This window comes from Corallococcus sp. M7 (assembly GCF_054512695.1).
In genome coordinates, this window is sequence record NZ_CM137252.1 from 651,051 (window position 1) to 663,862 (window position 12,812).

Consider the following 12,812-nt stretch of genomic DNA (forward strand, 5'->3'; position numbering starts at 1 on the left):
AGGGGACGGGCCCGGACGCACCGGGCGGGTTTCCCTCCCATCCCGATTTCATTCCGTTTCATCCGTGATGAAGGAGGCCGCGGTGGCGCAGGAGCAACGCGAAACGGGGAGCGCCGCTGCTCTGGGGCAGTCATCCGGGGCGAGCGACCTCGTGGACACGCGTCGTTTCCAGCGCGCCGGATCGCTGTTGCGCGAGGCGCTCTTCGAACTGGACGCCGCGGGCCGCCTCGTCCTGGCGACCCCCGCGTGGGAGCGCCTGGTCGGATCTCCCGTGCACGCGTGGCTGGGCCGCTCGCTGGTGGAGCTGTTCCACCCGGAGGACCGGGACCAGGCGCGGGTGCTGCTGCGCACGGCGCTGGCGCGCACGGACGTGCCCTCGCGGCTGGAGCTGCGGCTGTCCGGTGGCACGCAGCCGCGCTGGGTGGAGCTGTCCGCGACGGGCGATCCGGAGCACCTGGGCGGCGTGCTGGGCACGCTGGTGGACGTCACCCCGCGCCGCCTGGCGGAGGAGGCCGCCGCCACGCGTGAGCGCTACCTGGGCGCGATGGTGGAGGTGCAGCGGCAGCTGCTCGCGCCCGAGGCCTCCGGGGATGTGTACAACTCCATCCTGGAGCCGCTGGGCCGCGTCGCGGGCGCCAGCCGCGCCTACGTCTTCGAGTTCCACCGCGACGCCTCCGGCCGGATGCTCCAGTCCCAGCGCGCGGAGTGGTGCGCGCCCGGCATCTCGCGCGAGCTGGACAACCCGGACACGCAGGCGTGGCCCATTGATCAGGCCTTCACGCTGTCCCAGCTGGAGCAGCTCCACCGGGGTGAGGCCGTGCAGGGCTCGCCGGATGACTTCGGCGCGGACAACGCGCCGGTGCTCCTGGCGCAGGGCATCCGTTCGCTGCTGGTGCTGCCCCTGGTGGTGCACGGCGAGCCGTTCGGCTTCATCGGCTTCGACAACTGCGATGACGCGCGGCCCTGGTCGCACGTGGAGGTGAAGCTGCTGTCCGGCGCGGCCGGCGCGCTGTCGCTGGCGCTGGAGCAGCACACCACGGACGCGCTGCGCGTGCGCACGGAGACGGCGCTGCGCCGCACGGAGGCCGGCTTCCACCTGCTCATCGAAGGGTTCCCGGACCCCGTGGTGGTGCACACCACGGACGGCATGCTCCTGTCGGTGAACCCGGCCATGGCCAACTACCTGGGCTACCAGGATCCGGCGGAGCTGCTGGGCCGGCACCTGCTGGGGCTGGTGCGGCGCGAGGACCAGGAGGTCGCGCGCCGCCACCTGGAGGAGGCGCAGGACGGGGCGCTGGCGGCCCGCTCGCACGAGGTGCCGCTGGTGCGCCGCGACGGTCAGGTGGTGAGCGCGGACCTGGTGACGCTGGGCGTGCTCTTCGACGGCGTGCCCGCGCGCGTGACGGTGGCGCGCGACTTCACCGAGCGCAAGCACATGCAGGCGCAGCTCATGCTGGGGGACCGGCTGGCCTCCATGGGCATGCTGGCCGCCGGCATCGCGCATGAATTGAACAACCCGCTCTCCTACGTGCTCTCCAACCTGGAGTTCCTGCACCGCGCGCTGGGCCCCATGCCCCGGCCCCTGGGCGCCGAGGAGCTGCTGGAGTACCAGCAGGTGCTGGACGACGCGCGCGAGGGCTCCGAGCGGATGCGCCAGATCGTCCGCCAGCTCAAGGTCTTCTCCCGCGTGGACGACGCGCACGAGGAGGCGGTGGACCTGCACCGCGTGCTGGACTCCGTGGCGCAGATGGCGGCCAGTGAGATCCGGCCGCGCGCCCGGCTGGTGAAGCAGTACGGCACCGTGCCGACGGTGCGCGCCAACGAGGGCAAGCTGTTCCAGGTGTTCCTCAACCTGGTCATCAACGCCGCGCACGCGATTCCAGAGGGCTTCACGGACGAGCACGAGATCCGTCTCATCACCCGCGTGGACGAGGACGGCCGGGTGCTGGTGGAGGTGCGCGACACGGGCCGGGGCATCGCGCCAGAACTCTTGCGCCGCATCTTCGACCCCTTCTTCACCACCAAGGCGCCGGGCCAGGGCACCGGCCTGGGCTTGTCCATCTGCGACACCATCGTGCGCGCGCTGGGCGGCACCATCACCGCGGAGTCCACGCCGGGCAACGGCGCCACCTTCCGCGTCACCCTGCACGTCGCCGCGCGGCCCGCACGCGTGGCCTGAGCCAGGCCCGCATTCCGCGTCCATGCGGCGGAGCGGGCCGCCCGTCCGCTGCCGCGAAATGGACTGAATCCGCCGCGCTCCCGTGTTCGAGTGTGGAGCGTCGGACGGCCCGCCTCCGCGTGCGCTGCCCTCCCGGGGGCGAAGGCGTCACGCTTCGGACCCGCCGCCGGCGGGGGCCTTCTCTTCCCGAAGGCCGTGGAGGATGCCATGCGCACGCTGAATGCCCGCCTCGCTCCCGTGCTCGGGTTGCTGCTGGGCTGCGTGCTGGCGCTGGGGCCCGGCGCCTCCCGCGCGCAGGAGGGAGCGCCGCCGGCTCCCGTGGAGGCTCCGGCGAACGCGAACGCGTGCGCGGGCTCGGCGAACTTCCTCATCGGCGCGGCGCGCTCGGACATCACCGGCCCCGCGGCGGAGGTGGGGATGATGGGCTACGGGCAGGTGGGCCAGAAGACGGAGGGCATCCACCTGCGGCTGTTCTCGCGGGCGTTCGTCATCGCCTCGCCGTGCAACGGCCGCCGCGTGGCCTTCGTCAGCGCGGACCTGGGCATGGTGTTCCAGGCGGTGAAGCAGCAGGTGGTGGAGCGGCTGCGCTCGAAGCTGGGCGACACGTTCTCCGACGACAACGTGCTGCTCAGCGCCACGCACACGCACTCCGGGCCGGGCGGCTTCAGCCACTACACGTTCTACAACCTGACCACCTTCGGCTTCGTGCCCCAGAACTTCGAGGCCATCGTCTCCGGCATCACGGACTCCATCCTTCGCGCCAACGCACGCCTGGCCGAGGGCTCGCTGCGGCTGTCCTCCGGCGACCTGCACGGCGCCAGCATCAACCGCTCACCGGACGCCTACCTGCGCAACCCGGAGTCCGAGCGCGCCCGCTATCCCGACAACGTGGACACGCGCATGACGCTGCTCCGGATGACGGGGGCGGACGGGCGTGAGCTGGGGCTCATCAACTGGTTCGCGGTGCACGCCACGTCCTTTGGCAACACGAACACGTACATCAGCGGCGACAACAAGGGGATGGCGGCGCACACCTTCGAAGTGGAGAAGGGGGGACGGACGCCCGGCGGCCCGGACACCTTCGTCGCGGCGTTCGCCAACTCGAATGAAGGCGACGTCACGCCCAACATCCTGGGCGGCACGAACGGCGGCGGCGCGAACGACTTCGAGGACGCGGCCCTCTCCGCGAAGAAGCAGTACGACTTCGCCGAGCACCTGTGGTCCACCGCCGGGATGCCGGTGATGGGCGGCGTGGACTACCGGCACACCTACGTGAAGATGGACGCGGTGGACGTCGCGCCCACGTTCGCGGACGGCAGCGCGCACCGCACCTGCCCCGCGGCCATTGGCCTGTCCATGATCGCGGGCGCGGAGGACGGGCCCGGCTTCGGCGCGGAAGGGGCCACGTGCGAGAACGTGCACGACGTGTGGAGCCAGTTCACCTGCGCCGCCGTCACCACGCCCTGCCAGGCGGAGAAGCCCATCGTCCTGGAGATGGGCACCATGAAGCCCTACCCGTGGTCCCCGGAGGTGCTGCCGCTCCAGGTGGTGACGGTGGGGCCGCTGGCGCTGGTGGCGGTGCCCTTCGAGGTGACCACCATGGCGGGCCGCCGGCTGCGCGACACGGTGCGCGCGCAGCTTCAGGGCGCGGGCGTGACGGACGTGGTCATCGCGGGACCGGCCAACGCCTACTCGGGCTACGTGGCCACGCGCGAGGAGTACGCGCGCCAGGACTACGAGGGCGCGTCCACGCACTTCGGCCCGTGGACGCTGGCGGCGTTGCAGCAGTCCTTCTCGGGGCTCGCGGCCAGCCTGCGCGACGGGACGTCCGTTCCACCGGGCCCCACGCCGCGCGACCTGCGCAAGGCGGTGGTGGGGCTGCAGCCCGGCGTGGTGTTCGACGACAAGCTGCTCTGGGTGGACTTCGGCGCCGTCGCGGAGGAGGCGAAGGCGTCCTACGCGCGCGGCGACACGGCGAGCGTCACCTTCTGGGGCGGCCATCCGCGCAACGACCTGAAGCTGGGCGGCACCTTCCTGCGCGTGCAGCGGCGGGAGGCGGATGGCACGTGGCGGGACGTGGCGAACGACGGGGACGGCGCCGCGCTGTACCACTGGCAGCGCGAGTACTGCGTGCCCACGCTCGCGTGCTCACAGGTGCGAATCACGTGGCCCATTCCCAAGGACGCGCAGCCGGGCATGTACCGGCTGGTGCACGAGGGGAACTGGAAGTCCGGCTGGGACGGGCGCATCCACCCGTACTCGGGGAGCTCGCGCCCGTTCACCGTGCGCTGAGCCTCTGGACGACCGGTTGGTTCGTCGAGTCGACCACGTCCATCTGCATCTCGTTCATCCGGCCGCCGTGCACCGTGAGCTGGGAGAAGGCGGTCTCAAGCTCACGAAGCTCCGCGGGCGTCAGCCGGACGTGGCGGGCCCCCAGGTTCTCCTCGAGGTGCGCCGGGTTGCGCGTCCCCGGGATTGGAACGATCCACGGCTTTCGTGACAGCAGCCACGCGAGCGCGAGCTGCGCGGGCGTCGCGCCCTTCTTCGCGGCGACGCCTTGGAGTGCCTCGACGATGGGCGCATTCGCGGCCAGGTTCTCAGGGGTGAAGCGCGTGAAGCCGGAGCGAAGATCGGTCTTCGGGTCGAGCCTCGTGCTCGCGTCGAGCTTCCCGGTCAGGAACCCCATTCCCAAGGGTCCCCACGGAACGAAGCCGATTCCCAGCTCTTCGCACACCGCGAGGACGCCGTTCTTCTCCGCGTCCCGCTCCATGAACGAGTACTCGGTCTGGACGGCCGTGACCGGTTGAACGGCATGCGCTCGGCGAATGGTCCGCGCACTCGCCTCGGAGAGGCCGAAGTGCAGGACCTTGCCCTGGGCAATCAGGTCCTTCACCGCGCCCGCCACGTCCTCGATGGGAACGTTGGGGTCGACGCGGTGCTGGTAGTAGAGGTCGATGCGGTCGGTCTTGAGTCGCCTCAACGAACCCTCGACCACCTTCTGGATGTGCTCGGGCCGGCTGTTCAGTCCCGGAGGGCCCTCGAGGTTGAAGCCGAACTTGGTCGCGATGATGACCTGGTCGCGAAGGGGCGCGAGCGCCTCTCCGACGAGCTCCTCGTTCGTGTAGGGACCGTAGACCTCGGCCGTGTCGAAGAACGTGACGCCCTGCTCATGGGCCGTCCGGATGACCTGGATGCCCTGGCTCCGGTCCGCGGGGGGCCCGTAGTTGGCGCTGATGCTCATGCACCCGTGCCCCAGCTCCGAGACCACCAGGCCTCCCAGCTTCCGCGTCTTCATCGTGCCGCTCCCTCCGCGGAGGTTCGTGTGGGTGCCCCTGGACTGTTCAGATGGCGTGGCGCACGCCCAGGTCCCGGCCACCGCCCCTGCACCGATGAGGGCCGTGTTGGCCAGGAGGTCGCGGCGGCTGAGACCCCGCCGGTCCTTCGTGCCCGCTTCGGGTGGCTGCTCGTTCTTCTTCATGGGGATTCCCTCTGCTCCTCGTGGTTGGACGCTAGAAGTCGCCGTCCGTCGAAACCGACAGGTCCTTGTGCGCCCGCACCTCGGCGAGCCGCGCCTCGAGGTCGGCGGTGATGCCGCTGACCGCATCGCTCCCCGCGAAGAACTGCTTCGGCGGCGTCTCCATCGCGGCCAGCCGCACGAGCGCCTGGCCGAGCTTCGCCGGGTCACCGGACTGGTTGTGGTGGTAGCCCTGCCACTGCGCCTTGACGGCCGCCGGCGCGTCATAGCCCTCGACAGCGAGGTCGCCGAACACGACGGACTGGGGGGCGAGCAGGTCGGTGCGGAAGAAGCCGGGCTCGACGACCGTCACCTGGATGCCGAAGCGCCCTACCTCCTGGGCGACCGACAGCGAGAGTCCCTCGACAGCGAACTTTGTCGCCGCATAGGCGCCCACCGTCGCATAGCCGATGACGCCGGCCATCGAGGACACGTTGAAGATGCGCCCGGAGCGCTGCCGTCGCATGGTGGGAAGCGCCGCTCGCAGCACGTGCAGCACGCCGTAGAAGTTGGTCGCGAACTGCTGCTCGATCTGCTCCGAGGTCAGCGACTCGAGGTTGCCGATGAGGCTGTACCCGGCGTTGTTGACCAGCACGTCGATGCGCCCGAACTTCTCGACCGCGGCGGCGACGGCCTGCCGCGCCTGGTCTTCCTTCGTGACGTCCAGCGGCACGAACGTGAGCCGGTCACCCGCCTGCCCGCCGATGGCGGTCCGCAGCTTCTCCACGTTGCGTGCCGTGGCGACGACGCGGTCCCCCGCTTCCAATGCGGCCCTGACGACTCCTGCCCCGATGCCACTGCTGGCACCCGTGACGAACCAGACCTTGCTCATGAGGATCCTCCGGCGGCCCTGCGCGGCGGGGTGCCGCGCGGAGGGCGAGTGCTTCAAACCGATGGGAAGGAAGTACGCCCCGGCCCCGCACCGGACTAGACGCAAGAAAGCCAATGGGCTCTTAACCCATGGTTAAGAGCCCGTGGATGCCTGGAGGCGCGGGGCCAGGCCGCCGGACTCCCGCCTGGTTTCGCAGAGGACTCGCGCCATGAAGACGGCTCTCCTTCCGCAGTTGCACGTGCTGCTCACCGTGGCGCGCCTGCGCAGCTTCAGTGGGGCCGCGCGCGAGCTGGGGGTCTCCACGCCCGCCGTCAGCAAGGCGGTGCGTGCGCTCGAGGAGCAGCTCCGCGTGGTGCTGCTCACCCGGACGACGCGCAGCGTGGCGTTGACCGAAGCCGGACGGCGCCTCGTGGAGGAGGCAGGCCCCGGGCTCGGGCAGGCCGTGGCGGCCCTCACCCATGTGGCCGCCCAGCCCGGCGAGGCGGTGGGCAGCCTGCGGCTGTCGGCCCCGCCCATGGCCGTGCCCTTCGTCGTGGGCCCGTTGCTGTCCACCTTCCGTGAGCGTCACCCTCGGGTGCAGGTAGAGATCGTCATCGAGCAGCGCTTCGTGGACATCGTGGCGGAGGGCTACGACGCGGGCGTGCGGCTGAGCGAGGCCATCGAACGTGACATGGTGCAGGTGCGCCTCACCGACGCCTTCCGCTTCGTGGTGGTGGGCGCGCCCCGCTACCTCGAACGCCACGGGACGCCCCGGAAGCCCGAGGATCTGCTGCGCCACGAGTGCATCACCTTCCGCTCACACACGACCGGGGCGCTCTATGCCTGGGAGCTGGAGCGAGGCCGAAGGACCTGGCGCGTGCCGGTGCGCGGAGGCGTCGTCACCAACGACGGCGCGATGATGAAATACCTGGCCGAGTCCGGCGCCGGGCTCACGTACGGCTTCGAGCCGGAGATGCAGGAGTCGCTGCGCAGCGGGAAGCTCGTGCGGGTGCTCGAGGCCTACGCGCCCACCGTCCCCGGCTTCTTCCTCTATTACCCCAGCCGTGCGCAGCGCTCCGGGCCGCTGCGCCTCTTGGTCGAGACGGCCCGGGCGCTGGCCGCGAAGGCAGGGTGAGCCTGGCCCGCGTCAGTCGCAGGACCCGTCCGGGTTGCAGCGCTTGTCGCACTTCTTGCAGGACTCGCCGCCCCGGCCGCACTGGTTCTTGTTGGGCGCGGGGATGCAGCTGTTGCCTTCGCAGCAGCCGTTGCAGGTGGACGGGTCGCACTTGCAGAAGCCGTTGATGCACGCGAGCCCTGGACCGCACGCATTGCCCAGGCCGCAGAAGCACTTGCCGCTGTTGCAGCGGCTGGCGTTGATGTCGCAGGCCGGGCCTGTGCCGCAGCCGCAGGTGCCCCGGTCGGTGCAGGTGTCCGCGCGGACGGTATCGCAGACCTCGCACGCGACGCCGCCCACGCCGCAGGTGCGGAACGTGCGGGACGTGCACACGCCGTCGCGGCAGCAGCCGTCCGGGCAGTCCATGCAGAAGGTGCCACCGTTGGAGGCGGTCAGCCGCACGGTGACCTCCACCTCGTAGCCGTCGCGCACGGTGGCGGTGGCCTCGCCGGTGGCGACCGTGGCGTCGTCGCGCAGGCCGTCCACGCGGACGGTGGCCTGGGTGCCGTGGGCCGCGCCGTCCAGGAGCACGCGGAACGTCTCACCGTTCACGAGCGCGCGGCTGGAGTCCTCCGGCAGCAGCGAGGTGGGCACGGAGGCGCCATCCGCGGTGGCGGCGATGCGCAGCCGGGTGAGGTTGAGGGAGGGCTCGAACTCGGTGGTGACGAAGAGCGCGGTGCCGGACGCGGCGGCGGGGTCACGGCAGGCGGCCAGGGACACCAGCGCGAGCAGGCCGCTGCACAGGAGGAGCCGGGCGAGGGTCCGGCCGGGGGTTGCTCCCACGGAAGTCATGATGGCGAGGGAGGGTAATGGTTCCTCCGTCGTGAAGTGGAAGTCATGTTGGACGCGAGGGTGATGGCGTTGGACAGCGGACGCTCACGTCCGGTGTGTCATCCGTCGTGCATCTCGCGTGGCACCCGAGGTGGGAAGGCGTCAGCATGACGAAGCGCGCGAGACCGAGGGAGGCGGCAACGGCATGGTGGTCATCGTCATGGGCGTTTCAGGCACCGGGAAGTCCACCGTGGGCCGGGCGCTCGCGGATCGGCTGGGGTGGACGTTCGTGGACGCGGACGACCTGCACTCGGTGGAGAACCGCCGCAAGATGGCCGCGGGCACGCCGCTGACGGACGTGGACCGGCAGCCCTGGCTGGAGCTGCTGCGCGCGAGGATGGAGAAGGCGCTGGAGGCGGACGAGGACCTGGTGCTGGCGTTCTCCGGCCTCAAGGCCTTCTACCGCGCCAGGCTCACCGTGGACCCCGCGCGCGAGCGCTGGGTGTACCTGCACGCGCCCGCGTCCGTCATCCTCGAGCGGATCCAGAAGCGCGTGGGGCACTTCATGCCGGCGTCGCTGCTCCAGAGTCAGCTGGAGACGATGGAGGTCCCCGACGACGCGTTCACCGTGGACGTGACGCCGCCGCCCAAGGAGATTGTCGACCGCATCGTGACGGGGCTGGGGGTGGAGCCCCGTTAGTCCTCAGCGCACGGTCTCGGCGGTGGCGCCCAGGCGCTCCAACAACTCGCGGTACCAGGTGAAGGCGCGCTCGGTGTGGCCCTTCAGCTCCTTCGTGCCCCACAGCAGCGTGAGCGTGCGGCGCGTATTTCCGTCCGTCTTGGTTCGCTGGGCGTCCTTCACCGCGTTGGCGCACGGGCCCTGCGCGTCGAAGAGGCACAACAGGCCCTCCAGGTCGATGGCCTGCCCGGAGGCGTTGAAGACGTAGCGGTCGCCCTGGATGGCGGTGGAGACGCGGAACGGGGCCTGGGCCTTGTCCAGGTCCACCACGCTGATGGGCAGGCCGCTGTGCAGCGACACGGCGTTGCAGGCGTCCACCGCGGCGTTGATGGTGCCCAGGGTGCCATCGCCGGAGGCGCGCACCAGGTACTCGGACGCGGGCTTGCCCCGGCCCGTGGGCTTGTAGCCGCCGTGGCGGAGCAGGTCGCGCACGGCGCCCCGGACGGCGTCGTCGCTCTGGAGGGGGGCGGCGGCGCCGGGCCTCAGCAGGGCCTGCAGCCAGTCGGGCGCGGGCAGGTCCCCCAGGGGGGCGGGCCAGGAGGACGTGAAGGCGATGAGGTCGAGGAGGGGATGGTTGTCGACGGTCAGCACGGCGGCACTCTACGCCACGCGCTGGTAGGGTAGGGATGGCTGCTGTTCCCTTCGTTCTCCTCCTGGAGCATTCGCATGCCCACGCTCATCCCGAAGCCCATCCGCGTGACGGCGGTGGGCAACAAGCCGAAGCTCATCGACGAGTACGTGGGCCGGGTGAACTCCAAGACGTCCAACATCAGCGTGGCCCACATGCGCAGTCCCGGTGGGTGGGAGGAGCCGGGCCAGACGCCCGAGTTCCGTGAAATCACCCTGGTGCTCGCGGGCACGCTGCGGGTGGAGCACAAGGGCGGGGTGATGGACGTGCACGCCGGCCAGACGGTGGTGTGCGAACCCGGCGAGTGGGTCCGCTACAGCACCCCCGACGAGGAGGGCGCGGAGTACGTGGCCATCTGCACCCCGGCGTTCTCCCCGGGCACGGTGCACCGGGACGCCTGAGCCTCGCGTTTCAAGCCGGGCGGAATCCCGGGCGGGGGCCTGCCTGCCTGGACGCGCGGATGGGACGGAGGCCGTTGGGGGTTCGGAAGCATCCCTCCGGCGGGCGGCTCATGGCATAAGGGCGCGCCGCCTGATTCCCCGGGCCTTTTCGGTACGCACATGATCCGTCTCGACAACATTGGCAAGCAACACGGTCAGCAGATCCTCTTCATCGAGGCGTCGGCCGCGCTCCACAAGGGCGAAAAGGTGGGCCTGGTGGGCCCGAACGGCGCGGGCAAGACGACGCTGTTCCGGATGATGACCGGCCAGGAGTACCCGGACGAGGGACAGGTCTCCATCGACCGCGGCGTCACCATTGGCTACTTCAGCCAGGACGTCGGTGAGATGAACGGCCGCAGCGCGGTGTCCGAGGTCATGGACGGCGCGGGCCCGGTGAGCACCGTCGCGGCGGAGATGAAGCACCTGGAAGCCGCCATGGGGGACCCGGACCAGGCGGACAACATGGAGAAGCTCGTCGAGCGCTACGGCGTCGTGCAGGGCCGCTTCGAGGAGCTGGGCGGCTACGCGCTGGAGGGCCGCGCGCGGGAGATCCTCGCGGACCTGGGCTTCAGCGAGGAGATGATGGACGGCGACGTGGGCAAGCTGTCCGGCGGTTGGAAGATGCGCGTGGCCCTGGCCCGCATCCTCCTGATGCGGCCGGACGCGATGTTCCTGGACGAGCCCTCCAACCACCTGGACCTGGAGTCGCTCATCTGGCTGGAGGGCTTCCTCAAGGGGTACGAGGGCGCGCTCCTGATGACGTCGCACGATCGCGAGTTCATGAACCGCATCGTGACGAAGGTGGTCGAGATCGACGGCGGCTCGCTGACGACGTACTCGGGCAACTACGACTTCTACGAGGGCCAGCGTGCGCAGAACGAGGCGCAGCAGCAGGCGCAGTACGAGCGTCAGCAGGCAATGCTCGCGAAGGAGATCAAGTTCATCGAGCGGTTCAAGGCCCGCGCGTCGCACGCGGCGCAGGTGCAGAGCCGGGTGAAGAAGCTGGAGAAGATCGAGAAGGTGGAGCCGCCCAAGCGCCGCTCCACGGTGCTCTTCGAGTTCCAGCCGCCGCCGCGCTCCGGTGACGACGTGGTGAACCTGAAGAACGTGAGCAAGGGTTACGGCAAGCGGACCATCTACGACGGCCTGGACTTCCTGGTGCGCCGCGCGGAGCGCTGGTGCGTGATGGGCGTGAACGGCGCGGGCAAGTCCACGTTGCTGAAGCTGGTGACGGGCACGACGCAGCCGGATGAAGGCACGGTGGCGCTGGGTGGCAGCGTGAAGATGGGGTACTTCGCGCAGCACGCGATGGACCTGTTGGACGGAGAGAAGACGGTCTTCGAGCAGCTGTCGGACGCGTTCCCGCGTGCGGGGCAGGGCTCGCTGAGGGCGCTGGCGGGCTGCTTCGGCTTCAGCGGCGACGAGGTGGAGAAGAAGTGCCGGGTGCTGTCGGGTGGAGAGAAGGCGCGTCTGGTGATGGCGCAGATGCTCTACGACCCGCCGAACTTCCTGGTGCTGGACGAGCCCACGAACCACCTGGACATGGGCACGAAGGAGATGCTGATCACGGCGCTCTCGCGCTACGAGGGCACGATGCTGTTCGTGTCCCACGACCGGCACTTCCTGGGAGCGCTGTCCAACCGCGTGCTGGAGCTGACGCCGGACGGCATCCACAAGTACGGCGGCGGCTACACCGAGTACGTCGCGCGCACGGGCCAGGAAGCCCCGGGCCTGCGCAGCTAGGAAATCCCAAGTTCTTCGAGGAGGGGCCGAAGGGCTGGCCCCATCCCGTGGCGCTCGCAGACATCACGCAGCCCGGCGACATCCAGGTGTTGCCGGTTGCGCTCCAGAAGCTCCAGGACGTCGGCCTTCGACTTCCATCCTCCCGCGAACAGCTTCAAGGCGATGAGGTGGGGAAGGTCGACGACCCGGAGGCGACTGCCCGGGTTCAAGGCCAACGACGCGGACTGAATGGCCTCTTGCGCAAGCGAGGTGTTGTCCTTCGCTCCGGGCCATGGATTCTGGAAGTTCACGACCTCGATGGTCTCAAAGTCCTCTCCTGAGACACGAAGTACTCCGCCCAGGGGATCCTCCGCATCGGGGTAGCTGAGATCGGTTTCGAAGCCTTCCCTCCGTAGAGCCTCGTCAAGCTGACGAAACCGGGGGAAGGGATTGATGTTGATGGCCAAGTCGAAGTCTTCCGTCTGACGCGGGTAGTAGTGAACGGCCAGGGCAATGGCACCAATCACCGCGGCGGAGATGCCGTGCTGCTCCAGGATGCCGACCACACGCTCGGCGATCTGGAGCGTTCGCTCCTGCCGATTAGGGCTGACTGTGTCGCTCACTTGGGCGCATCCGGGCCGGGCCCATGCGTGCGCGCAGGCGTGATGTAGCGCATCCGCTCCTTGAGGCTCAGTGCGAGCAACACGCGTTCCCGAGGCGTCATCGCGGCCAGTCGTTCGAACTGGGCCCTCCGCGCCGCATCCGCGCTCTTGCTGGGGCGCTGTCCGTAGAGGCCACGAGGCGGCGGTGCGTTGTCGGAGCTCATCGTGCCTA

At 69.9% G+C, this 12,812-nt stretch carries 12 protein-coding genes; 6 read left to right on the plus strand and 6 right to left on the minus strand.

Annotated elements, in window-relative coordinates; translation table 11 throughout:
• Positions 1 to 82 precede the first annotated feature (82 nt).
• A complete protein-coding gene (locus ACX114_RS02715; protein ID WP_459294400.1) occupies positions 83 to 2,179 on the plus strand; it encodes an ATP-binding protein in 2,097 nt (698 codons plus the stop codon).
• A gap of 207 nt (positions 2,180 to 2,386) precedes the next feature.
• Complete coding sequence (locus tag ACX114_RS02720) at positions 2,387 to 4,471, plus strand: neutral/alkaline ceramidase (RefSeq protein WP_459294402.1); 2,085 nt, start codon at positions 2,387 to 2,389, stop codon at positions 4,469 to 4,471.
• On the opposite strand, the gene ACX114_RS02725 is transcribed toward ACX114_RS02720, so the two are convergent.
• The gene (locus tag ACX114_RS02725) at positions 4,458 to 5,657 is read right to left on the minus strand and encodes an aldo/keto reductase (protein ID WP_459294404.1); all 1,200 of its coding nucleotides are present in this window, start codon (positions 5,655 to 5,657) and stop codon (positions 4,458 to 4,460) included. The two genes, ACX114_RS02720 and ACX114_RS02725, sit on opposite strands and share 14 nt — an antisense overlap.
• A 31-nt stretch (positions 5,658 to 5,688) precedes the next feature.
• Complete coding sequence (locus ACX114_RS02730) at positions 5,689 to 6,525, minus strand: SDR family oxidoreductase (RefSeq protein ID WP_459294406.1); 837 nt, start codon at positions 6,523 to 6,525, stop codon at positions 5,689 to 5,691.
• A gap of 208 nt (positions 6,526 to 6,733) precedes the next feature.
• Between ACX114_RS02730 and ACX114_RS02735 the strand changes: the two genes are divergently transcribed.
• Complete coding sequence (locus ACX114_RS02735; RefSeq protein ID WP_459294408.1) at positions 6,734 to 7,639, plus strand: LysR family transcriptional regulator; 906 nt, start codon at positions 6,734 to 6,736, stop codon at positions 7,637 to 7,639.
• A 12-nt stretch (positions 7,640 to 7,651) separates the two neighbouring features.
• Here ACX114_RS02735 and ACX114_RS02740 read toward each other — a convergent pair whose 3' ends face one another.
• Positions 7,652 to 8,461, minus strand: coding sequence for a cadherin-like beta sandwich domain-containing protein (locus ACX114_RS02740; RefSeq protein ID WP_459294410.1), 810 nt, complete (start codon positions 8,459 to 8,461; stop codon positions 7,652 to 7,654).
• Between the two features lie 193 nt (positions 8,462 to 8,654).
• On the opposite strand from ACX114_RS02740, the gene ACX114_RS02745 reads away from it, so the two are divergent.
• Positions 8,655 to 9,149, plus strand: coding sequence for a gluconokinase (locus ACX114_RS02745; protein WP_459294412.1), 495 nt, complete (start codon positions 8,655 to 8,657; stop codon positions 9,147 to 9,149).
• Positions 9,150 to 9,152: 3 nt separating this feature from the next.
• On the opposite strand, the gene ACX114_RS02750 is transcribed toward ACX114_RS02745, so the two are convergent.
• Positions 9,153 to 9,779 (minus strand): phenylalanine--tRNA ligase beta subunit-related protein, encoded by a 627-nt coding sequence (locus ACX114_RS02750; RefSeq protein WP_459294414.1) that lies wholly within the window; start codon positions 9,777 to 9,779, stop codon positions 9,153 to 9,155.
• Positions 9,780 to 9,854: 75 nt separating this feature from the next.
• Here ACX114_RS02750 and ACX114_RS02755 point away from each other — a divergent pair, with 75 nt between their 5' ends.
• Both ACX114_RS02755 and ACX114_RS02760 read left to right on the plus strand, forming a co-directional pair.
• Positions 9,855 to 10,217, plus strand: coding sequence for a cupin domain-containing protein (locus tag ACX114_RS02755; RefSeq protein WP_171413103.1), 363 nt, complete (start codon positions 9,855 to 9,857; stop codon positions 10,215 to 10,217).
• Between the two features lie 159 nt (positions 10,218 to 10,376).
• A complete protein-coding gene (locus ACX114_RS02760; RefSeq protein ID WP_459294416.1) occupies positions 10,377 to 11,999 on the plus strand; it encodes an ABC-F family ATP-binding cassette domain-containing protein in 1,623 nt (540 codons plus the stop codon).
• Here the strand turns inward: ACX114_RS02760 and ACX114_RS02765 are convergent.
• Both ACX114_RS02765 and ACX114_RS02770 read right to left on the minus strand, forming a co-directional pair.
• On the minus strand, positions 11,996 to 12,601 hold the full coding sequence (locus ACX114_RS02765; protein ID WP_459294418.1) for a hypothetical protein: 606 nt from the start codon (positions 12,599 to 12,601) through the stop codon (positions 11,996 to 11,998). The genes ACX114_RS02760 and ACX114_RS02765 overlap by 4 nt on opposite strands.
• Positions 12,598 to 12,804, minus strand: coding sequence for a hypothetical protein (locus ACX114_RS02770; RefSeq protein ID WP_459294420.1), 207 nt, complete (start codon positions 12,802 to 12,804; stop codon positions 12,598 to 12,600). The genes ACX114_RS02765 and ACX114_RS02770 overlap by 4 nt, the downstream gene beginning before the upstream one ends.
• Positions 12,805 to 12,812 lie beyond the last annotated feature (8 nt).

Bases quoted from the DNA above. Each gene is read 5' to 3' on its own strand.
- ACX114_RS02720 (WP_459294402.1), top strand. From the start codon at position 2,387: ATGCGCACGCTGAATGCCCGCCTCGCTCCCGTGCTCGGGTTGCTGCTG.
- ACX114_RS02725 (WP_459294404.1), bottom strand. From the start codon at position 5,657: ATGAAGAAGAACGAGCAGCCACCCGAAGCGGGCACGAAGGACCGGCGG.
- ACX114_RS02730 (WP_459294406.1), bottom strand. From the start codon at position 6,525: ATGAGCAAGGTCTGGTTCGTCACGGGTGCCAGCAGTGGCATCGGGGCA.
- ACX114_RS02735 (WP_459294408.1), top strand. From the start codon at position 6,734: ATGAAGACGGCTCTCCTTCCGCAGTTGCACGTGCTGCTCACCGTGGCG.
- ACX114_RS02745 (WP_459294412.1), top strand. From the start codon at position 8,655: ATGGTGGTCATCGTCATGGGCGTTTCAGGCACCGGGAAGTCCACCGTG.
- ACX114_RS02755 (WP_171413103.1), top strand. From the start codon at position 9,855: ATGCCCACGCTCATCCCGAAGCCCATCCGCGTGACGGCGGTGGGCAAC.
- ACX114_RS02760 (WP_459294416.1), top strand. From the start codon at position 10,377: ATGATCCGTCTCGACAACATTGGCAAGCAACACGGTCAGCAGATCCTC.
- ACX114_RS02770 (WP_459294420.1), bottom strand. From the start codon at position 12,804: ATGAGCTCCGACAACGCACCGCCGCCTCGTGGCCTCTACGGACAGCGC.